General features: G+C 39.4%; 19 protein-coding genes and 1 pseudogene. 11 read left to right on the forward strand and 9 right to left on the reverse strand.

All coding sequences use genetic code 11. The annotated features are described in order from the left end of the window. Positions 1 to 54: 54 nt before the first annotated feature. From QUD05_RS26610 to QUD05_RS26625, 4 genes are all read right to left on the reverse strand, one after another. Positions 55 to 1893, reverse strand: coding sequence for a class I SAM-dependent methyltransferase (locus tag QUD05_RS26610; RefSeq protein ID WP_289798706.1), 1839 nt, complete (start codon positions 1891 to 1893; stop codon positions 55 to 57). Next, entirely contained in the window at positions 1886 to 3199 is a 1314-nt protein-coding gene (locus QUD05_RS26615; protein ID WP_289798707.1) for an ABC transporter ATP-binding protein, read from the reverse strand. Before QUD05_RS26615 ends, QUD05_RS26610 begins: the two co-directional genes overlap by 8 nt. A 170-nt stretch (positions 3200 to 3369) precedes the next feature. Further along, positions 3370 to 4218, reverse strand: a complete 849-nt coding sequence (locus QUD05_RS26620) for an ABC transporter permease (RefSeq protein WP_289800086.1) — start codon at positions 4216 to 4218, stop codon at positions 3370 to 3372. 379 nt (positions 4219 to 4597) lie between these two features. Next, positions 4598 to 5458, reverse strand: a complete 861-nt coding sequence (locus QUD05_RS26625) for a Uma2 family endonuclease (RefSeq protein ID WP_289798708.1) — start codon at positions 5456 to 5458, stop codon at positions 4598 to 4600. Positions 5459 to 5687: 229 nt separating this feature from the next. On the opposite strand from QUD05_RS26625, the gene petP reads away from it, so the two are divergent. The 4 genes from petP (at position 5688) to QUD05_RS26645 (ending at position 8611) form a co-directional block, all read left to right on the forward strand. After that, positions 5688 to 5879, forward strand: a complete 192-nt coding sequence (gene petP, locus QUD05_RS26630; RefSeq protein ID WP_289798709.1) for a cytochrome b6f subunit PetP — start codon at positions 5688 to 5690, stop codon at positions 5877 to 5879. A 121-nt stretch (positions 5880 to 6000) separates the two neighbouring features. Beyond that, entirely contained in the window at positions 6001 to 7101 is a 1101-nt protein-coding gene (locus QUD05_RS26635) for a Get3/ArsA fold putative tail anchor-mediating ATPase NosAFP (RefSeq protein WP_289798710.1), read from the forward strand. Positions 7102 to 7193: 92 nt separating this feature from the next. Beyond that, entirely contained in the window at positions 7194 to 8240 is a 1047-nt protein-coding gene (chlG, locus tag QUD05_RS26640; RefSeq protein ID WP_289798711.1) for a chlorophyll synthase ChlG, read from the forward strand. Between the two features lie 83 nt (positions 8241 to 8323). Beyond that, entirely contained in the window at positions 8324 to 8611 is a 288-nt protein-coding gene (locus QUD05_RS26645; protein WP_069069020.1) for a hypothetical protein, read from the forward strand. A 45-nt stretch (positions 8612 to 8656) separates the two neighbouring features. On the opposite strand, the pseudogene QUD05_RS26650 reads toward QUD05_RS26645, so the two are convergent. From QUD05_RS26650 to QUD05_RS26665, 4 genes and pseudogenes are all read right to left on the reverse strand, one after another. After that, positions 8657 to 9615 (reverse strand): annotated as a pseudogene (locus tag QUD05_RS26650) (MDR/zinc-dependent alcohol dehydrogenase-like family protein). 349 nt (positions 9616 to 9964) lie between these two features. Further along, entirely contained in the window at positions 9965 to 10537 is a 573-nt protein-coding gene (locus tag QUD05_RS26655; RefSeq protein WP_289798712.1) for a hypothetical protein, read from the reverse strand. Positions 10538 to 10753: 216 nt separating this feature from the next. Continuing rightward, positions 10754 to 11560, reverse strand: a complete 807-nt coding sequence (locus tag QUD05_RS26660; RefSeq protein WP_289798713.1) for an inositol monophosphatase family protein — start codon at positions 11558 to 11560, stop codon at positions 10754 to 10756. A gap of 56 nt (positions 11561 to 11616) precedes the next feature. Continuing rightward, the gene (locus QUD05_RS26665; protein ID WP_289798714.1) at positions 11617 to 13050 is read right to left on the reverse strand and encodes a BCD family MFS transporter; all 1434 of its coding nucleotides are present in this window, start codon (positions 13048 to 13050) and stop codon (positions 11617 to 11619) included. A 234-nt stretch (positions 13051 to 13284) separates the two neighbouring features. Here QUD05_RS26665 and QUD05_RS26670 point away from each other — a divergent pair, with 234 nt between their 5' ends. From QUD05_RS26670 to QUD05_RS26700, 7 genes are all read left to right on the forward strand, one after another. After that, positions 13285 to 14130, forward strand: a complete 846-nt coding sequence (locus QUD05_RS26670) for an Rpn family recombination-promoting nuclease/putative transposase (protein WP_289798715.1) — start codon at positions 13285 to 13287, stop codon at positions 14128 to 14130. A 551-nt stretch (positions 14131 to 14681) separates the two neighbouring features. Further along, positions 14682 to 18128 carry a P-loop NTPase family protein gene (locus QUD05_RS26675; protein WP_289798716.1) on the forward strand — a complete coding sequence of 1149 codons (3447 nt, stop codon included), beginning with the start codon at positions 14682 to 14684 and terminating at the stop codon, positions 18126 to 18128. After that, positions 18125 to 20278, forward strand: a complete 2154-nt coding sequence (locus QUD05_RS26680) for a hypothetical protein (protein ID WP_289798717.1) — start codon at positions 18125 to 18127, stop codon at positions 20276 to 20278. The genes QUD05_RS26675 and QUD05_RS26680 overlap by 4 nt, the downstream gene beginning before the upstream one ends. A gap of 293 nt (positions 20279 to 20571) precedes the next feature. Continuing rightward, positions 20572 to 20796 carry a hypothetical protein gene (locus QUD05_RS26685; RefSeq protein ID WP_289798718.1) on the forward strand — a complete coding sequence of 75 codons (225 nt, stop codon included), beginning with the start codon at positions 20572 to 20574 and terminating at the stop codon, positions 20794 to 20796. Positions 20797 to 21041: 245 nt separating this feature from the next. After that, positions 21042 to 21257, forward strand: coding sequence for a hypothetical protein (locus QUD05_RS26690; RefSeq protein ID WP_289798719.1), 216 nt, complete (start codon positions 21042 to 21044; stop codon positions 21255 to 21257). Further along, positions 21254 to 21661, forward strand: coding sequence for a type II toxin-antitoxin system VapC family toxin (locus QUD05_RS26695; RefSeq protein WP_289798720.1), 408 nt, complete (start codon positions 21254 to 21256; stop codon positions 21659 to 21661). Before QUD05_RS26690 ends, QUD05_RS26695 begins: the two co-directional genes overlap by 4 nt. Positions 21662 to 21786: 125 nt before the next feature. Continuing rightward, a complete protein-coding gene (locus QUD05_RS26700; protein ID WP_289798721.1) occupies positions 21787 to 22734 on the forward strand; it encodes an aldo/keto reductase in 948 nt (315 codons plus the stop codon). A gap of 163 nt (positions 22735 to 22897) precedes the next feature. Here QUD05_RS26700 and QUD05_RS26705 read toward each other — a convergent pair whose 3' ends face one another. Next, on the reverse strand, positions 22898 to 24430 hold the full coding sequence (locus tag QUD05_RS26705) for a DEAD/DEAH box helicase (protein ID WP_289798722.1): 1533 nt from the start codon (positions 24428 to 24430) through the stop codon (positions 22898 to 22900). Positions 24431 to 24439 lie beyond the last annotated feature (9 nt).

Genomic DNA, 24439 nt, shown 5'->3' on the forward strand with positions numbered 1-24439 from the left:
TTCTTGATATGATGATATGATTTTAATTTCTAGATTAGATATGGTATTTAATGCTTATATCACCCTGATTCCAATGTCCTCCATTAAATAAGTTGGCGCTAAATCAAACCAGCGTACACCTTCCTGTACCAATGTCACTCTCAGGATATAGCTACCTTTTTGTGCTAACGATCTCAGTTTAATTTTATACGTTTCTTTGGGTACTTTATTATTGAATAAATGTTTCAACACTATATCTTCAGAGCTATTTAATGGGGGAAATATCTTTGTTCGTTGTCCCTCAAAAACAATGTAATCGGTAGCTTCTTCATTCATCCAATGATACGAAATGTGAAGTGGATGAGAACCATAACTATTAAGAGTAAATTCGCTAGAGTTTTCAATTTCTAATTTAATTTCAAATTCACTATCTGCATTTACTAGTTTTTGATGATCTTTCACAAATATCTTGATTTTTCCAGCAGAGATGGGTGGGATAGGGAACATTTGTAAGCTATTCTTGAGATGTTCCCGATTTATGGGTCGATGAGAAGCAACTACAAATAGACTAGTTGCTGCACCTATTTCTCTTGTAGAAAACTTTTTTACTAAACTTCCACCTGGATTCTGGGTATCACCAAACCATAAACATACATGGTTAAAGTGTTTGCTTAATTGCTTTTTCAAAATCCTTGGCGATTGTTCATTAATATGCATTAGTAGCTCATATCTTGAGCGGGGCTGTGGTGGTAGGTAGGCACCAACAGAAGCAGCAATTTTCCTTTTACGTGGATATTCATATTTGTAATACCAAAGATTTGGAAAAGTATGCACAACAAATAATCCGTCTTGTTTAAGACTGTGCGCGACTTGCTGATAAAGCACATCTAGTTCTTCAAAAGCTAAGTGTTCAATCACGTCAGAAGCTAGTGCTAGATCATACTTATCTGGCAGTTGTACATTGCAGACATGATCGCAGATGAATTCTACGTTGGCTGCTAACTCAGCTTCTCCATTAAAACAATTTTTTGCTAGTTCAATGGCATTTGGTGAATAGTCAATAGATGTAACCGCAAAACCTTGACGAGCAAAATAATAACTAAGTTCACCTCGTCCAGAACCAATGTCAAGTACTCGTCCTGATGCTTTCAAACTAGCGATCGCTGCTACAGATTGCAATCTTGGATCTTCTAACTTCTTCCCTTGATTTTGTTTATAAGTATCAAATCCGCTACAGTCTTGAGTATAGTAGTGACTAGTATAACTTTGACGAATGTCTAGACTAGAATTAGTATTGTGGTAGTGTTCTTCAAGCTCACTTAAATAATTATTAGAAACTTTTATTAATAACTCTCCGGCATAACCTGGTATTACACCATACCAATCGAGCAAATCAGCATATCTAAATAAGAAATCACTAACTGCCATAAAGTTCTGCTGTGTCCACATGTATCCATCTACCAACACGTAGCGGGATTGCTTAATAGCAAGTTCTAAATCATGAAAGGAACCGTCTCCATTTTGTTGCCCATCAACATGAATGAGATCGTAGACATTACCAGGCAAGCGTTTCATTACCTGTGTATCAGCAATAATAAATTCAGTATTAAACTGCTTAGTAATTTCTTTTGCCCAATTAATTGCACCTTTGACACCACCAAAATCATTGGTATCTAAGTCAATACCAGTATATTTAGCATTAGGGTATCCGTGTAGGAAAGCTGCGGCAGAATAACCAAAACGTACTCCTATTTCTAGGATATTAAGAGGTTTTAATTCATGAGCGATCGCAGATTTGAGTTTGTAATAATCAATCCACTCATCAAAAAGATGTAACAAGGGATCTTCTGGATTAGTAGTTTTTCTAAAGTCATATTCTGTCTGTTTTGCCTGTTTAATTATAGAGTCAAACATAAGTATATTTATGAATAGAAATAGAAGGAGAAAGATTTACTATACCTGACCACAGTATTGAGTCTTTGTTTCTTAAAACTTTTAATGCGGCGACATTATGAGCATAAACTAATGTTCTCTGGAATAAACTTTCCCCAATTGCACTATCAGCTACGCCAAATGTAATTGTATATTCACCCTCCATCAAAGGCACTTTAAACTTAAAGCAAATCTCCAGTAAAGTACCGCTCTCTACTCGACCTATTTTTTTTCCCATACATAGAGTATTTGTTTCAAAAATTACCTCACCTGTTCTTTCCCGTATTTTAAAACCAATATGGGGATCTTCAAAATATTGGGAAAATAAAACTCCTACGGAAATCTGTAATAACTGCTCACTAATTACAACTTTTATTTCTTGATCTGTTTCATCTAAAAATCTAACAAATTCTATGCTTACTTCTGGCGCATTAATTACTACTTCTTGTACTGATTCTGAGGTTATATCTAAAAATTCTTTATTTTCCTCTGAAGTAACATAATTAGAATCTGGAAGCATTTGAATTTCTACTAATTCTGATTGTATATCTTTTTTTTGTAACAGCTTGGCTTCATATAAATCAATTACTTGCCTTGGTTTAGCATCCAACACTAAATTTCCTGCTTCCATAAATAAAGCTCTGTTACAGATTTTATGTACAACAGCTGAATCATGGGAAACAAATAAAAGTGTTGTTCCCATACGTGTTAGATTTCTAATCCGCTCAAAACATTTCTGCTGAAAGTAAATATCTCCAACTGCTAGTGCTTCATCTACAATTAGAATGTCAGGATCAACACTTACTGCAACTGCAAATGCTAATCTCACGAACATACCACTTGAATAAGTTTTAACAGGCTGCTCAATAAAATCTCCGATATCAGCAAATTCGACTATCTCATTGTATTTGGCTTCAATTTCTTCACGACTTAACCCTAAAATTTGTCCATTGAAAAATACATTTTGTCTTCCAGTAAATTCAGGATTAAATCCGCTACCTAGTTCTAGTAAAGCTGAAACTCTGCCGTGAAGCCAGACATCTCCTGTAGTTGGTGTCAAGGTTCTAGCAATGATTTGTAGTAATGTACTTTTCCCAGAACCATTTTGACCAATAATTCCTAATTTCTCTCCTTTAGTAATTTCTAAGTTAATATCCCGCAATGCCCAAAATTCTTGAGCGTGGCTCTTACCAGGTAGTAAAGTTTCTTTGAGCCTATCTACCGGACGAGCATAACGCTTGTAGCACTTTGAGATATTCTTCAGTGAAATTACAATCTCCTCACCCATAACACTGCATACTTAAACTAATAATGAATTTCACACGGTACAAATTTATCAATTAAAAATTAATTACTTCATTATAATTTTTGCTTGTTGTTGAATTATATCGCTATCTACATATACAGTTAACGTTAGCATTTGCTTGTTTTAAAAGCGGCTAACTAATGAAGCCTTGACTACAACACGTCGGCAAAAGCTGGACGCAAATGCTTGTATACTGTAAAACCACAACAAAATATAATTGTTGCTATGACACAAGCAACTCCCCATTCACCCCAGTGCTTTACTTCTCCAACTAAAACTATGTCACGATAAACCTCTGCGATCGCTGCCATTGGATTTAACCAGAATACCAAACTCCGCCATTCCTCTGGAACTGCTGATACTGGATAGACAAGCGGTGTTGCATAAAACCAAATATTTAAAATTACTCCTAAAGTCTGCGGGATATCTCGCAAAAATACAGTTAGTCCGGCTGTTAAATAGCCCAACCCTGCTGTTAGCAATAACTGTGTTAACCAGATCAAGGGTAATAGCGCCAAGCTAGTATGTAAAGTATGAGCATTGATCGCCACGAAAAAAATCAATGCCATTAAACCAAAGGAACTCTCAATGAATGTTGACAAAATTGGCACTAGGGGTAATAAAGTTAAAGGAAATACCACCTTCTTGACTAAATTTGGTTGTCCTAGTACCGAATTAGCGGACTGCATTAGACCACCACTAAAAGCAATCCAAGGAAGTAAGCCTGCAAATAGCCACAAACCAAAGGTGAAATCATTTGCTGGTAAACCCTTGAGAGTAGTCAGCTTCACCTTCAACACAGTGGAAAATACATAAGTATAAATCAGTAACTGCGATAGCTGATTTAGCAAAGGCCACAAGTTACCTAAAATAGAACCCTTGTAACGCGCTTCTAAATCCCGGCGTACTAGAGTTCTCAGTAAGTCGAACTTCATCCACATCTGTTCATCTATGGGCAAGATTCGTCTCAATCTCCCTACATTACGTACAACTCCCCGCATTGTCGGCAACAATTTCTGCTTCCTCGCTTACTACTCACTATCCGCTCATCTAATTACTCTCACTGAAGCCTATTATATTTATGAAAGTTCCTTTTTCAGGCACTTTCAAATAGAAAAAATATCCAACTACTTCTTGTGATGTGCGTATCTTACCCGCCTTTGGTTAAACGTGGGTTAGGCAGGATGCCCACCTCATAATATTGGATAATTTATTTGTTGGAAATCTCTTCAGTGCTTTTAGAATTTATCATCACTAGAAAATTGTATCCAAATTATCTTGGCGATTATACAATAAATAGGATATTGTCAAGTATATTTTTACTACAAATATAACGTCTGTTTGTCAGGCTCCTTCTTTGTTAAGGATGCGAGTTTTTGCTTAACTCAAGTTATCTGGATCAATTCCTTGCGATCGCAAATACTCTGCTAATCGATCAGCCCGTTGGCGTTCCTGTTCAGCCCGTTGGTGTTCCTGTTCAGCCCGTTGGCGTTCCTGTTCAGCCCGTTGGTGTTCCTGTTCAGCCCGTTGGCGTTCCTGTTCAGCCCGTTGGCGTTCCTGTTCAGCCTGTTGGCGTTCCTGTTCAGCTTGTTCTCTTCGAGTCGGCACCCAACCCGCAGAATTATACCAACGCAACCACAAACCTGTTGTCTGCTGGTAATTACCTTGCCAAAGACCCAATCCTAGCTCTAACTCTTCTAACCATAGGCGGTTCTCTGGTAAAGATATTGCTTCGTAACGAGTGCCATTGAGCTTAAAGGCACGTAAATTATTTTCATAGCGATCGTAGATAACGTAGTAAGGAACCCGTAAAATCTGTTCATATACTTCCCACTTCGTTGGGGGTCGGTTTACTTCCCGCAGTGTTTTTCCTAAGTCTTCTTGTTCTGTACCAGGTGAAAGTAATTCAACTACTAAAAATGGATCAATTCCTTCTTGCCAAATAACGTAACTTAAGCGCAGGTCTTGCTGCTGGCTAGCACTAGGTAATCCTAAAACCATGTACCAATCAGGACGCTTGTACCACAAAGGATGGCGGGGATCGTAGTAAAGATTTAAGTCGCTAGCAAGCAAAATTTCCTCAGATGGATAAGCAAGAGGCTGACAAGTCTCACTGAGCAAATCTGCCTGAATTCGGTGAAATTCATCTGGCAAACCTGATTCCCCCACTAATTCACTGGGTAAATCATACATCGTAGGCATTGTTTCTTGTGGCGGACGGGGTGGATCTGTTTGATACATGATTACTACCTTTGTTGCTTAACTCAAGCTATCTGGATGAACCTCTAACGATCGCAAATGTTCCACTAGCACTAATCTTTGCAATCGCACCTGTTGTTAATTTTAAGTTCTTAGGTCAGAAGGTAGGAGTTACGATTCTCTCCCTCACTCCTCATCTCCACTGAATTTATGAGAGCAGAGTCACGGATTCCGCTACACTGAGACTTGGTTTATTGCATTGTAATCAGGCATGGAAATCGGACAAAAGGTTAAAGTCTATCGTTTGCGCGATCGCGTTTCTGCCCCAGTTGTGAAAAAGCTCGGACAAGTGGGTATTATCCAAGGCTACAAAGTCACCGATGGTGGTGGTATCGGTGTAGTGCTACTGTTTGACGATAATTATTCCACTTGGTTTTTTGAAGATGAAATCAAACCTGTGTAGTAGTTAAAGAACTCAGATCCAAGTTTTTCTTGGTATCTGAAATTTCAAGCACAGGTTGAGACTCTTTGTTGAGTGCTAAGTTGGAGTTGAAAAGATCGGCGGTGAAAATAGGAATCAACTAATGGCTCTAATATTGACATTTTTGGGCAAAGGCGGCACCGCTCGTACCAAAATTGCGATCGCCGCCGCCAAATTATTGGCAAGTCAAGGCAAGCGCGTACTTCTAGCAGGACAAGCAGAACCAACATTGCAAATCCTGCTGGGCACTCCCATTGCTGCCGATCCCCAGGAAATCGCTCCCAATTTGCAAGTAGTCCAGTTTCAAGCATCTGTACTACTAGAACGAAACTGGGACGAAGTGAAGAAACTTGAGGCGCAATATCTCCGCACGCCCATCTTCAAAGATGTTTTTGGTCAAGAACTGGTAGTATTGCCGGGGATGGACAACGCCCTGGCACTGAATGCTATCCGCGAATATGATGCCAGTGGCAAATATGATGCGATCGTCTACGATGGCACGGGCGACTCTTTAACCCTGCGAATGTTGGGTTTGCCAGAATCTCTGAGTTGGTATGTCCGGCGATTTCGGCAATTATTTGTCAACTCCGACTTGGGGAAGACAATTACTGAATCACCCTTGATTCAACCGCTGATTAGCAGTTTTTTCAATGTCAACTGGACAGCAGATAACTTTGCCGCTCCCACTAACCAAGTCAATAATTTCTTAGAAAAGGGGAGAGCTGCTCTGTCCGATCCCAAGCGTCTCGCTGCTTTCTTAGTGACTACAGGAGATCCGATTGAGGTAGCAAATGCTCGTTATTTATGGGGTAGCGCTCAACAAATAGGTTTAACTGTCGGTGGTGTTCTGCTTGTGTCTACCGAGACAAATGTCAACCTACCAGAGGAATTTATACCCCTCCCTGTGAGCGTTATTCCGAACTCGCCCACGGGTGATTGGCAACCACTGATAGACGCTCTACCAAACTTTGAAGCACAAGCTTTACAGGCTCCCAAACCGATTGAAATAGACATCCACAATCGTCAAGTACGCTTATTCTTGCCAGGATTTGACAAAAAGCACGTCAAGCTTACCCAATATGGGCCAGAAGTCACGGTAGAAGCAGGAGATCAGCGGCGCAATATTCCCTTACCCCCGGCTCTGAGTGGCAGACCTGTTGCTGGAGCAAAGTTTCAGAATAATTATTTGATAATTTCGTTTTAATTTAGTTAGGAGTTAGGAGTGAAGAGTTAGGAATAAAACAATAATTCATAACTCCTAACTCTTAACTCCTCACTCTAAAAAAAATAGGCATTATGTCAGAATCAACTCCCATTACCCCAGACCCTAACCCGTCTGAAGCACTAGACTCAGTGGCAAATAATCTCAATGAGCAAGCGCTCGCGTCTGCCGATCGCAGTGCGAAAACTAGACAGCTGCTAGGGATGAAAGGTGCATCTGCTGGGGAAACTTCAATCTGGAAAATCCGTTTGCAGCTCATGAAGCCCATCACCTGGATTCCCCTAATTTGGGGTGTAGTCTGTGGTGCGGCTTCTTCGGGTAACTATACTTGGACACTGGAAAATGTATTGAAGGTAGCAGCCTGTATGTTACTGGCTGGGCCATTGATGACAGGTTACACCCAAATCCTCAATGATTACTACGATCGCGAAATCGATGCCATCAATGAACCCTATCGCCCGATTCCCTCTGGCGCAATTCCCCTACCCCAGGTAATTATTCAGATTTGGGTATTACTGATTGCTGGCTATGGTTTGGCATTTGTGCTGGATGTGTGGTCTGGTCATGAATTCCCGACAATTACAGCGATCGCAATTATCGGTTCTTTCATCGCCTACATTTATTCTGCACCTCCCCTGAAACTCAAACAAAACGGCTGGCTAGGTAGCTATGCCTTGGGTGCAAGTTATATCACCCTACCTTGGTCTACAGGACACGCTTTGTTTGGCGAACTGAATTCCACAATTGTGATTTTGACAATGTTCTACAGCTTGGCTGGATTGGGCATTGCTATTGTGAATGATTTTAAGAGTGTAGAAGGCGATCGCCAGTTAGGATTAAATTCACTACCTGTAATGTTTGGCATCACCGCCGCATCTTGGATTTGTGTAGTGACAATTGATGTTTTTCAAGGATTGATTGCAGCTTATCTCGTCAGCATCCATGAGAATTTGTATGCAGCAATACTAGTACTGTTAATCATCCCGCAAATCACCTTGCAAGATATGTATTTCTTGCGCGACCCCGTGAAGAATGATGTTAAGTACCAAGCTAGCGCCCAACCTTTCCTTGTTCTAGGAATGCTCGTCACTGGTTTAGCGCTGGGTCATGCTGGCGTTTAACTTCTACTTCTATAGTGAGAAGTTAGAAATTAGGAGTTAGGAGGTAATATACTTCTAACTCCTAATTTGTATCAGGACATACCGTGTTTAAACTGATATCTTTCCTCATTCATGGGATTGAGCCTTTGTTAGTCCCGATTTGCTTTGTTGTAGCTTGGACTGTAATTATTCTCGTTGTTTGGAGTCTCTGTGCAGCGGCGCGAGATAGTTTGACAACAGCCAAGCAAATGCATCAAATTCCTTGTACTGGTTGCCAATTTTTTACCGACAATTATCGTCTTAAATGTACTGTACGCCCATATATTGCCAATACAGAAGAAGCGATCGATTGTTCTGACTATCAACCGAAGACTAATCCTTATCTCTATTAGGGAGTAGGGAGTAGGGAGTGGGGAGTGGGGACAAATGACTAATGACTAATGACTAATATCTAACAATATTTTCAAAACACCCCGACTCTGAGCGTGTTCAAAAGCTGCAAGCCCTTCAATAAGAGGGTAGGTGGCATGAATCAGGGGTTGCACGTCAACTTTTCCTGTAGCTAGTAGCTGAAGGGCCGGGGCAAAAGGGCCACAACGGGAGCCGATGAGGGTGATTTCATCTACTACTAAAGAAGAAGCATCCAGGCTGAGGTTGCCAGCATAAGTACTTTTCAGTACAAGCGTACCACGGGGACGTAGGGCGCGGCGGGCGATCGCAAATCCTTCTGGATTACCAGTACATTCTACTGAGATATCAAAATATCCATCTTTCACAGCATTAGCTAAACCAGTTTTAATCCCCCGTGCCTCTAAGTTAGCCAGTTTGTCTTGATGACGCCCCACAGCTAAGAGTTCACAGCTAGGTTAAGGCTAATGTCTGGGCTACCAACTGCCCTAGTTTGCCATCTCCAACCACTAGCACCCGATTATTTGGATGTAATGGCACTTGCTGCTGAATTTCTAAAGCTGCTGCTACAGGTTCAGTAAATGTTGCTACTTCTGTTGGCACATTCTCAGGTACGAGATGCAGATTCTCTATCGGCAAACAGAGATATTCACCAAAGGCTCCATTCCGGTTGACAATACCCAGAACTGTACGATTTTCGCAGTGAGTTGGTTGTCCACTACGACAAAATCGACAATGCCCACACACAGCGTTGATTTCTCCAACTACGCGTTTATTAACTAAGTGTTCTGGCCCTTGTTCAACGACGCCGACAAATTCATGCCCCAAAATACCAGTGTAAGGATAGTAGCCTCTGAGTAATTCCAGGTCAGTGTTACAGATACCTAGCACGCAAGACGCGTACTAAAGCTTCTCCTGGTGGCGGTTCAGGAACGGGAATATCTGTACGTAATTGCAACTGATTATTTTCGAGCCAAAGTCCTTTCATTCTTTTTCACCACATATTTGGGTCTGTTCGCGAAGCGTCTCGTAGAGAAGTCTCGTGCTTCACGCAATGCTTTAAAGTAATGAGTTTCATCGTGGATGAAAAATGGGTATTTACTCATTACTCATTACTTATTACTTATTACTTATTACTCATTACTTATTACTCATTACTCATTACTCATTACTTATTACTCATTACTTATTACTCATTACTTATTACTCATTACTCCTTCTTAAGAGCGCCTTTAGGTCGGTGAGTATGTCAAATCCTTTGCCTAATTATGTTGTCATAATCACTTTGAAAAATGTTTACAAATATAAGGGCAAACATTTGTACTGATATACCCATACTATGTCTCTGTAGAAGGTATTTCTTTAATTTTGGTTACATCAACTTTGCTTAACCAAGTAATTAAGTCTTCTGAGCCAAGTGCAATCTCACTTCCCAAGGTTTTGATATAGAGAAGTCCGTCACTGATAATTAAATCTCTAATTGGATACCATGAATCTCGTGTTCTAATCAGAAGTTCTAACGGAATCCCTGATCTTGAACTATGCTTGCAATATTTCCACCAGGCTCGCCATAGAATGACACATTTAGTACAGTTCATCTGATAGCCTTTGGGAACTTCGCAGTATTGATACTGATAGAAACCCCGACTATCTACTTCTCCTTTGAGGATATAACTATATTCTGCTAATGCCTGATTGATCAATTCCCACTGGGTTGATTTTGGAGAAATCGAGAATTCAGATAAGGTGTTAGATAGTTGAACAGTGGCAATTACGCCTTCAGATTTTGCTGTCAGTTGGTTGATTTTATACACTGTTTGCGCTGTCAAAACAGGATTTGACAACAAAATATCTTTTTTTTGAATAGAGTTTTGCACAAACTCTCGAATTAAATCTAGATTAGACAACATAAAATTTTTTATACTAAATTAACCAGTGTAATGAAAGTCACAACACTACTTAAATTAATAACTACACTGGTTTTGCACTTAAATCAGGATTATTACCAGCTTTATTTATACTCAATTCTTTGTTGAACTAGGGTTTTGTTAAGTTTAATATCGAGTATGCTATTATCCACTAGGCTAGTTGACAAAATTACTCTTTTCAAATAATGAGGCAGCAAATTAAATTTTTACACCTTCGAGAAAAGGTTGAAATACCGGAACTAATTCGGGACGACTAACCACAAGGGTAGGAAAAGAGCGATCGCTATAATCTTCTCCTGGTGACAACGGAAACGGTTCTGACTTCAGCGATGACCATACCCCACCAGCAGCCTGAACAATTACCCAAGCCCCTGCTATATCCCAAACTTTTGGTGTCGCCTCAATCCCACCAAGAGTAGCCCCAGTAGCAACCGTCAAAAAGTTATAGCTAGCTACACCCAACATCCGAATTTTACAGGGAAAGCCGTTTTTGATAACTGCGGTGCTACGAGAACAGAGGTTAAAAAAGTGATTGCTGCTGGGACTATCAACACTTGTGTGGATGGGGTGGTGGTTGAGAAATGCTCCTATTGGTGTTGCCAAACCAGATGAACCTGCCCAGAAACCATGAAAAGCTTGATTTAGAGTTGGTGCGTAAACATACCCAAAAATGGGTGTGCCTCGATACAATAAACCCAGAGATATTGTCCAGAGAGGAATGCCGCGTGTGAAGTTGGTTGTACCGTCGAGAGGATCAATTACCCAGCACCACTCAGTACCGGGAAATGACTGATCACTCTCTTCGCTCAAAATGCCGTAACCAGAGAAATTAGAAGCGATCGCATCTCGAATTTCCTGATCTGCCCATTTATCTGCTTGCGTCACCAAACTACCATCAGCTTTTTGGTCAGCCTGTACTTTCCCAAAATCTTGCATTAGCTGCTTGCCCACCCTGGTAGTAGTAGTTTGGGCAAAATCTAGAATTGTTGTCCAAAAATCATTCATTGGTTATTTGTCATTTGTCATTTGTCCCATGCCCAATGCCCCATGCCCTATACAGTTTAATCTAAATCGCTTTCTAAAACAGATGCGATCGCTTGTTTGGCACTTGTTTGAAATTCTGTGACGTTCACCCGATTCAGAAACCAAATCGATGCCACCATTCCCAAGGCTTCTAGAGCAAATACCAGTCCATAAGCTAACTCTGGGCTAGGTAACAGCTGGCGTCCAATATCCAAAACTGTACCTCCGATTACTACCGCCACACCTCTAGAAAGAGACTGCGCTAATCCCCATGCCCCAATGAATGTACCTGCGGCTTCCGCTGCGGTAAGATCCAACATCAAGCTAATTGCAGCCGTTGTTAAGAAACCTGTGGCTAAACCGAATAAAACCAAACCTAGTTTGAGAACTGCTGCATTAGCCGTGAATCCTGATATGCCGAGCAATATTGCACAGAATGCCACCAACATACAGCCTAAACGTGCAGTTCTGCGCTTACCCAAACGCGGGACTATGAAAAAGCCCGTAACGCCGTAAGCAATCAGTAGACCCGTTCCATAAAAAATATTTAATTTGGTACTTTCCGCTAGGGGCATTTTAAACACTTGACCCGCATACGGTTCCAAAATCGGGTCTTGCATAAACAAGCTGATAGTCATCACCAGTAAAAAGGTGAAAAATATACCTGTTTGTGGGCTAGCTGTCAATATTTTCCAAGCATTGCCTAGAGTGATGCTATCTTCCCGATTCACCAGTGTGGAACGGGTTGAGTATTGGGAGTACTTTTTTTCTACGCCGAATGTTGCTGCGATCGCTAAACCAAATACAATTGCTGGGACGATAGTAAACAATCTGTTGATTGCTGGCTGTAAGGTTTCTACAGTTGCTTCTGGCGTTAATTGTTTCAGCAAGCTGGCACTAATAATCGCCCCAACAATAATCCCCACCATGAGCATCGACCAAACCACACCGACTACTTTAGAACGGTTATCTTCTTCAGATATATCCACCAATAAAGCAGCAAAGGCAGTACCGCTAGCACAAATTCCTAGACCGTATACAGCGAAAACTAAAGCCAAAAGTCCTGTCCAGCCGATTGTTTGGGTTGTCCATACCCAACTACCTGCACTATTTCCAGCAAGATTCATCTGCCACATTACTTGTACAGCTAAAAATGCTGCGATCGCAAATATTGCTGCGCCTACCCAAACATAAGCTGTGCGGTGGTATCCCCATAAAGGTTTAGCATCGGAAATCTGGCCAAACCAGATCCGTGAAGGAGCAACAAATAAAGGCAGTGCTAAAACTACTGATACCAGCGTCGCCGGAATTGCTATTTCTTGAATCATGACTCTGTTGAGTACCCCCAGAGTCAAGATTGACATCATGCTCAACCCCATCTGAAATAAACCCAGCCGGAACATGGTCAGCAGGTTTACTCTTGGCACAGATAGGGATTTTGTTTTGGTATCAAATACTTCACCGCTTGCCATAGCTACTTTTTCGTATAGTTTATAGGATTTAATTTCTCTCTTTTAATAAAGATAAACCCTACCCGCTCGAAATCAGCGAACGAAAAGTTGAAGTTGCGATGGCGTTTTGCCCCGCCAGAGGCGATCGCAATTATTTAGCAGCCAGTTATACCAACACCTTGATTAGCGTATGCTTCAGCCAAGTTATGATTAATTTTGATGGCTTGTGAGAAATCAGGTTTTTAGGATGAAGTAGTGAAACGAGACTCCATTTACTATCAAATTTTTAAGCGGTTTCCTCGGTTACTCTTTGAACTGGTAGATCACCCTCCTCTTCAAGGGCAAAACTATCGATTTGAATCACCTGAAGTCAAAGAAACCGCTTTTCGCATCGATGGTGTGTTTTTACCTCCAGAGGATGCAACATCGAAGGTAATCTTTTTTGCTGAAGTTCAATTTCAAAAGGATGAAGCCCTCTACCATCGGTTCTTTACTGAGTCGCTGATGTACCTGAACCGGAATCGTTCTCAGTACGATGACTGGTTCTGTGTGGTAATTTTTTCATCACGCTCTTTGGAGCCAAGGGATCAACAAACTCATCGAATATTTCTTAACAGCGACCAAGTGCAGCGAATCTATTTAGATGAGCTAGGCGCGACTAATCAGCAGCCAATAGGTATCAACTTGATGCAGTTGACTCTAGCATCGGATGAAGTGATGGCACAGCAAGCAAAGCAATTAATTGAGCGAGTAAAATTAGAAGAAACGGACACACTGCCGCAAAACGAAATACTAGACATCATCACCACAATTGCCGTTTATAAGTTTTCTTCGTTGAGTAGAGAGGAAGTTGAAGCTATGCTAGGACTGACTTTGGAACAAACAAGGGTTTATCAGGAAGCGAAAGCCGAAGGTCGAGAAGAAGGTCGAGAAGAAGGTCGGGAGGAAGGTCGAGAAGAAGGTCGAGAAGAACGGGAAGCTGAAATGTTGAAACTTACCGTACCTTTGTTACTAAAAACAGGGATGAGTATGGAGCAGATTGCTCAACACCTCAATGTTGATATAGAAGACGTTCAGCTTGCCGCACAGTCAAGCACATAGAATGGTCATTTCACGTCTGTTGTCATATTTTTGCAAAATGAGGAGAGCTTGATTAAAATCCTCAATTGCCTTTTTATGGTTTTCAGAGCGATCGCGCCAAAATGTGACAAATTAAGATGCTCATGATTTTATCAAAGAGTAAATAAATCCTCTGTTTAAGTTGCTAGATTCTTCACTTCATTGAAAAGCAGACGCTACAGAGGTTAGAGAGCTTTGTTTTGGTATCAAATACTTCACTGCTTGCCATAGCTAATTTTTTGGATGGCGATGATGCGATCGCGCCAAAATGTTACAGATGGATGTAAGATACTCATTACTTCATCGGAACTGGGACTTGCTAGCAGAAGACCCAGTATCTAACCTTTACATAGCCCCTCTATTCCACCCAAAAGCACCGTAAATGATACCTCTTCGGTACTTTATAGCTTGTCCTGTAAGCATTGGGTTAAATCTTGCTGGGCATTAAAATGCTGGTGTCATAATTTGCGATCGCTATCTAGATGTAGCATTCACATCTCAATATTTTAAACTTTCTTAAGGTTGTCAGGGATATGGAAGAAATATTAAATCAATACTGTAAACAAGATACTCCTGGTCTGCTTCTCCTGAGTATGCCAACTGGTTCTGGTAAAACCTACAACGTTCTAAAGTTTATACATTCTAATTACAAGGAGTTTGTCAAGCAAGAGAGAAAGATTCTGTTTATTACCAACCTCAAGAAGAACTTACCTACTGACGAACTCAAGAAACTTTTTATCGACAATGGAGATGAGGAAGATTTTGAGAAATATTTTCTTTTTATAGATTCTAATGTAGATACTGTTATCAATAGCTTACTTGAAATTGATAACCAAATTCCTGATCAATTTAGAACTGAAATATATTTAGAACTAAAAAAAGATATAGAGCTACTCCAAAATGAACAATTGCCTAGCAGCTTTAAAGAAAAGATTAAAATAGATATTCGTAAAAATGTTGAGCCTGCATTCCGAGATATTATTCAGAAAACGTTGACCAAGAATTTTTCAACAAAAAAAGCTCGTTTGTTGGCTATAAAGAATAATCAAGACTACCAATGGATTGGAGAACTTTATCCTGCCGTATTTACAGATGAGAAAACCATCTTATTTCTTAGTATAGATAAGTTCGTCGCTCAAAATTCAACACTTGTGGAACCATCATATTACTTTTATGAGCGGTTGATTAATGAGTCAGTTATTTTTATTGATGAGTTCGATACTACCAAAGATGCTGTACTCAAAAATATTATTAAGTCTGGATTACGGCATCGGGTGGATCTTATTGATTTATTTTTGAACATTCATAATCATCTGATGCAAACCGAATGCCCTGAAGTACTTCTGCAAGAATCAAACTGGCGAAAGAAAAAATCTTCAGGTAAAAATTGGCTATCTCTACGAGAGCAAATTGAATCATTGCGAGAAAAAGCCAACTATATATTTAATAAATATGAATTACAGCATATTTGTAAATCTCAGAATGAATTTTCAACTAAGGAAAGAAACTTTCTTTTTTATGATTATAAATTCCATAATGTTCTGGCTCGTAATCAACATGTAGAGATTATTGGAGATATAGATAGTCGTACAAATTGGATTAAAGCCTTTGATATTAAACATCAAAAATCAGGTATTGACATACAGGAATTACTGAGTAGCATTACAGGATATTTATCCTATTTTCAGACAGGAGTTAAATACTTAGCAAATAACTATCGCCGTTTAAAAGAAGAAGATAAAGGTGGTAAGGAAACTTTTCCAATGAAATTAGCTATTCAGACAGTTCTTAATAATTTCCACCTTAAAGATGTTGAATTTTTAACCAATAGAATTCTTGAAGATGATTTACCTTATGGCTTACAACCCTATCAAGGATCAATACAAAGTCAGAATTTTTATGATACAGGGTTTCGTTACTACGATATCGTCGATAGCGATGAGCATGATACATTATCAAAAATATATATGTTTAACTTCAGCCGTACACCTGAATCTTTTTTAGCTGGAGTTTGCTCAAAGGCTTTTGTAGTGGGTATTTCAGCTACTGCCGGACTTTATACAAATATTGGCAATTATGATCTAGAGTATTTAAAATCTCGTTTAGGAGATTCATTTATACGTATTAAAGATGATGCGCTTGTTAAACTGAAAAATGTATATAACGAAGCAACTCAAGGCTATGATAAAGTCTCTATAAAAACTCAATTTATTGGGACAGATTCACAAGAACAAGCAATCAAACAGCTTGAAGAGCTTTTGAATGATCGAGAAGCAGCCCAGGATTTATGGAATACTCTTCTTCATACCATTACTGATGAGAAGGAGGAAAGTATCAAGTTTGCATTTTGCCGTTATGTCAGAGCTTTAACTGCATGGCAATATTTTTTAGATCATCCTGATTGTCATGCGTTCCTTTGTCTTTTCAATAAATTACCAAAGCCTTCCGATCCAAAATTCGACCTGCATATATTGCATAAATATGCGGAACTTTTATTAGAAAGTCATCAAAATAATATTGATAGTTCTGTAGCTGATACATTCTTTGTACTTAGTAGTAATAATTTTGATGCAAACAAGGAACAACTGCTCAATGAACTAAAAGATAATAAACGCCGATTTATTATTTCTGCATACCAAACCATTGGCGTTGGACAAAATTTACAATTCTCGATTCCTTCAGGGATAGAGCCAATACATATCAACAGCTTTTCTAAGGATTCAAATATGGATATTAACGGAATTTATTTAGATAATCCAACAAATATTCTTGTTAATATCTTTGAAAATAATATAGATGACGATAAGTTTATAAAATATATTTTTCAATTAGAATTTATTCGAGAAAACGGAGATTTTTCACTCAACCAGTTTAAAAGCAAGTTGGATGAAGCGTTTTACAGATATATAAACAGATATAAACCTAGACGCAAGGCTGAGGACTTTATCAACCCATACAATACAAACGCTTATTCACGCTACTTAAATAAAATCATTATTCAGGCATTGGGTCGAATATGTCGTACCAATATGAAAGCTCCAACAATTCATATTCTTGCTGACGCTTCTATCCGAAAACATTTAATTGGATTTTCTCTGCCAGAAGATGTAATTCCTATTCGTGAATATACTGCTCTCCTTGAATCAGCAGGTGAATCACCTAACCAATCTGAAGATTTAATAGAAGCACAGAACCGTGCATCTCATAAAAGTAATCAAACTGCTACTTATATACGTCGCCAACTGAGTACGCCGTGGACAAAACAGAGTGTTAAAAAGTGGCAAGAACTAAGAGAACAAGTTCTTTATCAACCAAGTATTGTAAAAGAGTCAGAATGCAATATTAACTGGAATAATATTTACCTGCATTTGCCAAAATCTGCCGATTCATATTATTTTTCACATGAAAATGACTATGATGATATCGAAGTTTTCTTTTCTGATAACTACGGGAAAAGGGAAGTTAAAGAAGTAAGCGAAGAAACTGCCCGTCTTTCAGAGTTGATGAAAATTGATACTTTACATAAATTGTTCACTGATTCTGGTTGGGCAACAAAATTTCCTAAATCTCAACTAATGCTGACCCCTCCCATGTTCAACAATATTTATAAAGGGGCATTAGGCGAAGTATGTGGGAAACATATTTTTCAAAACCTCTTAAAGATTCCCTTACTAGAACTGAATATAGATGAATTTGAACTCTTTGACTTTAAAACAGAGCAAAATATCTATATAGACTTCAAGCTATGGAATGATCGGGTTGCAGTAAAAGCTGATGAAATAATCGAAAAAATCTGTGGAAAAATGGAGATTGTTGAAGCAGAAAAAGTTTTTGTTATCAACATTCTTGGTTCTTCTAACACTCCTTTTATTCCGATTCCATCATTTGACGGAAAAATTATAGAGATTCCCTATCTCTGTAAAAATGATAAGATTGATGATTTTGCACTTAAATTTATTGTGAATGAGTTTTTGAAATGAGCATTCTTACAAATAGACTGAAGGTAAATTTTCATATTGATGCTATTGAACGAGATTTTGTTTTTATCCGCTTCAAACGAGACAAAAATGGCAAATGGTGGGGAGCAGAAGAATTGGATTGCATTATAGGCGACGATTATCAAGCTATGTCCGTTGGATATGCTCAATATGCCTATGCCATGTTTGATAAAAAATCGAATGATACTTACGCATTACTTCAAAAACTTAAAACCGATCCTAAATTTGCTAGTGTATCTGCAATTGAGGTAAAATCCCAGGCTGTTTATACTGGAAATGATGAATGTATATGTGAAGTAACACTTGCCCGCTTATTAATTAACTCTCTAGGCTCATCACGCTCTAAATTTAAACATCTACATTTCTCAAATCTGACGGGAGCATTACTTAAAGTCCCTCCATTAAAAGATAAACTTTATGATGCGATTGGTGTTGCTGAAATCACTCTTAGTAGTGATGAGAGCAAAAAAAATGAATTTTTATTGAAAGTTAGTGTCCCCACTTATCGAAAAAAGGTATCTATATTAAAAGAATATAAAGGTACGGCAGAATTAAAAAAAATTCTTAAAAGACCTGAATATGTGTTCCATAGTGGCACAGGAACTCTGAGAAGATGGCTTCCATCTGATGGTAAAGATACAGATCCTACAAAGTCTTACATAAAATGTAAGAAACAAGGTGAAAAGCGTCATACTAATTTTCTCGAATTTGGAAGTATAGAGAAATTTGAGAAAAGCCGAGCAGGTATTTTGTTTCAAGTTTTCAATAGTATTCAAGAATATCTATGTGAATACATGAGTGTTAATTTTTCCACTCTTGAAATTGATCGCAGCATTGAACTCCAAAATACTTTGCTTAAAAGTCCAAAACAACTTCACTCAAAACTAGATGGTCAAGCCATACATATAGTTGATAGAGTTAATGATGAAGATTCTACTAATTTAGTAATTACACTGAAAGAATTTCTTCTTCCTTATATCACTGACGAAAAACTAATTACCGTTAGTAAACGTGATAAAGAAAACACTCTAAATTTTAGAATTATACATGATGCCGAATTTTATGAAAAAAGAGGGCAAAAGGACGAATACCTCCCTTCAACAGATAAATTTCAGCGACAAAATCTGACAATTGAATCAACTAAAAATGTCTCTAAGCCTATTGTTAAAACAATTATAAAGGAACAGCTTATAAAGCGTGATGTTAGCTCTCGAACATTGAACTTGTTTGATTGGGGTAAACTTCAACTAAAAGGAATTTGGACTTTTGCTGCTTGGGATGAAGATACAGACCACGTAATTTTTATGGAAATTCAACCAAATGGTAATTTTGAATTTTACGAAATAGATGGTCAAGATATATTACTTCACTGGCAAAAGTTTGATAAATATAGAAAATTCATGACGGCGGGTAGCTCAGGAGATAAAATCGAGACATTAGAAGGTCTTGTTATTTCTGATGCTGGTGATATAAATCAGATATTTATAACTGATGAAATCAGTATTCCTGACCTTTCTAAAATTGAAGCTATTCTCAAGGAAGTCGAAACTGAACTTCCCGAAGACAAGGGAAGTGGAGATGAGCTAGCTGATATAGTTGAAGAATTTTTACAAGAAGCATCTGACCTAGATGTTGAAAAATTGAAATTATTCTCATCGGAACTTAGAAAAATTGGTAATCAACCTATATCAAAACGAGATTTTAAGCGTTTACTCGCACAGTATTTGGGGACAACAAAGAAGGTAGGAGATAAAAATATTGATGTTAGTAGTACAAGTGAGGCTATTCGTTTTAGAGATTACCTTCTCGACAAACATGAAATTCGATTGAAGTTCCCCCAGGATAACCAGAGCAAAGAAGATTTATTCGACGCTTCTCTTAACATAAAATATTTTGGTGAAACTGAAAAAGAAGCTTATTACCTTGTTGGAGATCGAAGAGATAATGTGCAATTCCATTTTAAAGATGCTTGCCATCTCCGTAAAATAGTTGCGGTGAATGGCTCAAAACTGATATTCAGACAACTGCTTGAAACTATGGATGTTGATTTTGTTCGTACAGGGCAAAGTACCGTAATCCCTTTTCCATTTAAGTATATTAGGGAGTATAAAAATTTTGGCGTTGCTAAATGACTGTATAAATCAGTATTAATCAACTGCAACAACTATTACTTTGACGCATTATATCTTATGTTTTATTAGACCCCAATACACGGAGAAACAGTGTTTAAATAAACCCAATAGTAATACTGACTAGAGTTATGGTATTGTTCTGTAACTTTATTTGACGCAATCAAGCCACATAAAAATATCAATATGAAAATGTGGTTTTAACTACGCTATTCCATTGAATTAGTAAGATAAACTTGCTGTATGTATGTCCTCAAAATACTTACCTTCATCTAGTAAAAAAACAGGCATAAGCAATGAGCAAAGAAGTAGTCAAAGTAATATTATGGGAAGAAAATCAAAAAGATTTTCTCAAAAAGTTCTACGATCTTCAATTTACTCCCAGAGTAGGAGAGGAAGTTTACTTAAAAAAGGAGAGATGGAAAGTAACCAGAGTTGAACATGATTTGGAAATTAGCGAGATTAATGTCTACATGGAATTAATCAAAAAAGCCAAGCAGGAGAAATCATCTAATTCATAAATAAAATTAAATACACTTAAGTATCATAAAAGGGAGGTTATTAGCCTCCCTCAATTCTTAAGTTGTGTAGCAGCTTATTATTAAATGAGAGCGCAAAATTAAAAATAAAGGTAATCCTGTCTGTTAAATTTAGCTGCGTAACAGCTTACTGTCGTTACTGAAAACGAATTTTAAGAAGTTGGCGATCGCACTCCAGCAACTACAATGAAGGTACAACACTAGTTGTACCTCCAAAGGCTAATAAAATGAAACGGACACTCTATATTCCTGATGAGTTGTGGACACAACTTGACCAATACTTAAAAGACCACCCAGAGCAAAATCCATCTAGTGTTGTACAGGCAGCACTGGCAGAAAAGTTACGTCCTAAAAATGGTTCAAAGCTACTATCGCTAGCTGGAATCGTAGAAAATGCTCCTACAGATGCTTCAGTTAATGAAGACTATTTAATACAAGGATGAAGCGTATCGTTTTGGATGCAGGCCCCCTGATTGCCTTGGTTTCTGTCCGAGATGACTACCATCAGGAATGCAAAACAGGTTTTAATAAGTTACCAGAATTGTTTGGTGAGGTTATAACCCCTCTACCAGTGCTGTTTGAAGTTTACAAGTTTGTGTTGCGAGAACAATCGAGCCGTGCTGCAATGACTGCACTAAGAGTCATTAGTGAGAACACAGTGACTGTACCAGTGAGCATGGAAATGTTTCAGGAGATTTACAGCATGGTTCGCCAGATACCACACTGGCAAGGAAGTTTAGAGGATGCCTCTGTTGTAGCGGTAGCTCAACTTTATGACGCTAGTGTTTGGACGTTGGATTACAGAGATTTGAGTTGGTTCAAAAGTCTGGAATTGTGGACATCATAATCGTTACACAGGTCAGTTGAAACATTTTCAGCTTGAGCTATGGTGTCCAATGCCCCACACCCAATCTTGTCTGTAACGATACACTATAAAAGTAAAGAAATGTAAATAAATCAAATTTTGCAACCGTGGAAAACATCACATTGGGGCAAAATGGCCCATCTGTTACGCCCTTGTGCATCGGCACTTGGGCTTGGGGTGATAAACTATTTTGGAATTATGGCGATCGCTATGGCCCAGAACAGTTACAAGAAGCCTTTACCGCAGCCTTAGAAGCTGGTATTACGTTCTTTGATACTGCCGAAGTCTACGGAATGGGACTATCAGAGAAATTTTTGGGACAATTTCTGCAACAGACACAACAACCCGTACAAATCGCCACAAAATTTGGCCCCCTACCGTGGCGATTTACAGCCCAATCCGTCTCTGATGCTTTAACAGCCAGCCTCAAACGGCTACAACTGGAGCGAATCGCTCTGTATCAAGTGCATTGGCCTTTTGCCTTCTTTTTAAGTCAAGAAACTTTGATGAATGCCCTAGCCGATGAAGTGAAGCGGGGGAGAATTGCCGCAGTTGGTGTGAGTAATTACTCAGCAGAGCAAATGCGAGACGCGCATCAAATATTGGCAGCCCGTGGAGTGCCTTTGGCTGTCAACCAAGTACGCTATTCTTTACTCAGTCGCCAAGTTGAAAGCAAAGGTATTATCACAACTGCCCGTGAGTTGGGTGTGACTATCTTGGCTTATAGTCCTTTAGCACAAGGATTACTCACAGGCAAGTACAGTATTGATAGTGCTGAAATCCCCACTGGTGCGAGGAAAATAGACTCGCGATTTAAGAAAGAAGGACTGCAAAAAATTGCCCCAGTGATATCTTTACTACGCAACTTCGGGGAAAAATACGATCGCACCCCTGCTCAAGTTGCTCTCAACTGGTTAATTGCTCAGGGGAATGTTATTCCCATTGCTGGGGTGAAGACAGCCGAACAGGTACGGCAAAATGCTGGTGCTTTGGGCTGGAGACTGAGTGATGATGAAATTGGAGACTTAGAACAAGTTAGTCGTCTTTGGCTGTAGTATTTTTGATCTGTCTAAAAAAGCCAAAAAGTCAAGAGTATAAAGTCAAAATCTTAACTCTTGACTCTTAACTCTCAACTCTTAACTTTGCCGAATTTTAGATTTGGATTTTGGATTAAAGGAAAAGTCTAAAATCCAAAATTGATTAACTTCTAACTGTTGACTAAGAAGCTGATTCTCTAGCTATAGGTGAACCTATCTTTTTACTAGGGGATGCAGAAGAATCCTGTCCACTTGTCCGCAGTTTTGGTTTGGGAGAAGAATGTCTTTCTTCACCATTGTTACTATCTGATTTCCACGCAGCACGGGGGCGATCGCTAGAAGATGATTCACGACGCTTGCCAAGTCTGGGTTTGGGAGCAGAGGATTCTTCTTGGGGAATTTCCACGTCTGAACTCAACCAAGCGGGACGAGTTTGATCGTAAGCGATTTGTAGTGCAGCTGCGGCGATCGCTTGAGCATCGTATTCTTCAATCAATTCGCTGACAATGGGCAAGAATGAAGCCAAACGCTCACCTGTCAAAGCTTCCCGCACCAGTTCTTGCAATTTCAGAATGTGTTTTGCTTCAATCTGGGCGCGTGTGGGAATCGTCAGTACTTGCCAACTTTGGCGGTTATGACGTTCAAATGTTTGCTGTTTGCGGCGCTCAAATGGTTGTACTAAAGAAATTGCTGTTCCTTCTTTACCAGCACGACCAGTACGACCAATGCGGTGAACGTAAGTTTCTACGCTATCGGGTAAGTCGAAGTTGATTACATGGGAGAGTTGATCGACATCTAACCCTCTTGCTGCAATGTCAGTTGCTACCACCCAGCGAACTTGACGGTTACGGAATCTGATTAATAACCGTTCCCGCGCTTGTTGGGACAAGTCACCGTGGTATTCATCGACACTGTGACCAGCGCCTTGCAACTGACTGGTGAGTTCGGCGGCTGTACGTCTGGTGCGAACAAAGATTAAAGCTGTTTCTGGATCTTCCATTTCCAGAATTGGCTGTAAAGCTTTGGCTTTTGTCCAGTGGCGGGGGATCAAGTAAGCTACTTGATTAATCTTGTTGGGAGCGGCTTTTGGCTGCTCAACGGTGACAGTTGCAGGCGATCGCAAGAACTTGTTCACCAACATCCGAATCGATGGTGGCATTGTCGCCGAGAATAAAGCTGTTTGGCGATCTACGGGCGCTTGCGAGAGGATTTTGATCACATCGTCGATAAAGCCCATGCTCAACATTTCATCAGCTTCATCCAACACAAACCACTTCACTTGATCGAGCTTTAAACAGCCGCGATCGAGCAAATCGATCACCCGTCCTGGAGTACCCACGACCATGTGAACGCCACGTTTGAGTTGTAACATTTGACGGTCAATTGATTGACCACCGTAGATTGCTAACACCCGCAATCCTTCATTACCGATGAATTGGGCGATCGCATCGTGAACTTGCATCGCTAATTCACGAGTTGGTGTTAAAACTATGGCTTGTACGGCTCTTTGATTGATATCTAGCCGCTCTAAAATTGGTAGTGAAAATGCTGCCGTTTTGCCTGTTCCAGTTTGAGATTGACCGACTACATCACGACCAGCTAGCAATTGGGGAATTGCTTGCACTTGAATGTTAGTTGGTTCGGTAAAACCGATTTTTTCTAGTTGTTCGACACGCTCTTGGGAAATACCTAATTCTTGAAATGAAAGAGTCATTAATTCGTC

It is taken from the genome of Nostoc sp. GT001 (assembly GCF_030382115.1).
GTDB lineage: Bacteria > Cyanobacteriota > Cyanobacteriia > Cyanobacteriales > Nostocaceae > Nostoc.

Bases quoted from the DNA above. Each gene is read 5' to 3' on its own strand.
- QUD05_RS26665 (WP_289798714.1), bottom strand. From the start codon at position 13,050: ATGGCAAGCGGTGAAGTATTTGATACCAAAACAAAATCCCTATCTGTG.
- chlG (WP_289798711.1), top strand. From the start codon at position 7,194: ATGTCAGAATCAACTCCCATTACCCCAGACCCTAACCCGTCTGAAGCA.
- QUD05_RS26690 (WP_289798719.1), top strand. From the start codon at position 21,042: ATGAAACGGACACTCTATATTCCTGATGAGTTGTGGACACAACTTGAC.
- QUD05_RS26655 (WP_289798712.1), bottom strand. From the start codon at position 10,537: ATGTTGTCTAATCTAGATTTAATTCGAGAGTTTGTGCAAAACTCTATT.
- QUD05_RS26610 (WP_289798706.1), bottom strand. From the start codon at position 1,893: ATGTTTGACTCTATAATTAAACAGGCAAAACAGACAGAATATGACTTT.
- QUD05_RS26685 (WP_289798718.1), top strand. From the start codon at position 20,572: ATGAGCAAAGAAGTAGTCAAAGTAATATTATGGGAAGAAAATCAAAAA.
- QUD05_RS26615 (WP_289798707.1), bottom strand. From the start codon at position 3,199: ATGGGTGAGGAGATTGTAATTTCACTGAAGAATATCTCAAAGTGCTAC.
- QUD05_RS26635 (WP_289798710.1), top strand. From the start codon at position 6,001: ATGGCTCTAATATTGACATTTTTGGGCAAAGGCGGCACCGCTCGTACC.
- QUD05_RS26660 (WP_289798713.1), bottom strand. From the start codon at position 11,560: ATGAATGATTTTTGGACAACAATTCTAGATTTTGCCCAAACTACTACT.
- QUD05_RS26680 (WP_289798717.1), top strand. From the start codon at position 18,125: ATGAGCATTCTTACAAATAGACTGAAGGTAAATTTTCATATTGATGCT.
- QUD05_RS26625 (WP_289798708.1), bottom strand. From the start codon at position 5,458: ATGTATCAAACAGATCCACCCCGTCCGCCACAAGAAACAATGCCTACG.
- petP (WP_289798709.1), top strand. From the start codon at position 5,688: ATGGAAATCGGACAAAAGGTTAAAGTCTATCGTTTGCGCGATCGCGTT.
- QUD05_RS26675 (WP_289798716.1), top strand. From the start codon at position 14,682: ATGGAAGAAATATTAAATCAATACTGTAAACAAGATACTCCTGGTCTG.
- QUD05_RS26620 (WP_289800086.1), bottom strand. From the start codon at position 4,218: ATGCGGGGAGTTGTACGTAATGTAGGGAGATTGAGACGAATCTTGCCC.
- QUD05_RS26705 (WP_289798722.1), bottom strand. From the start codon at position 24,430: ATGACTCTTTCATTTCAAGAATTAGGTATTTCCCAAGAGCGTGTCGAA.
- QUD05_RS26695 (WP_289798720.1), top strand. From the start codon at position 21,254: ATGAAGCGTATCGTTTTGGATGCAGGCCCCCTGATTGCCTTGGTTTCT.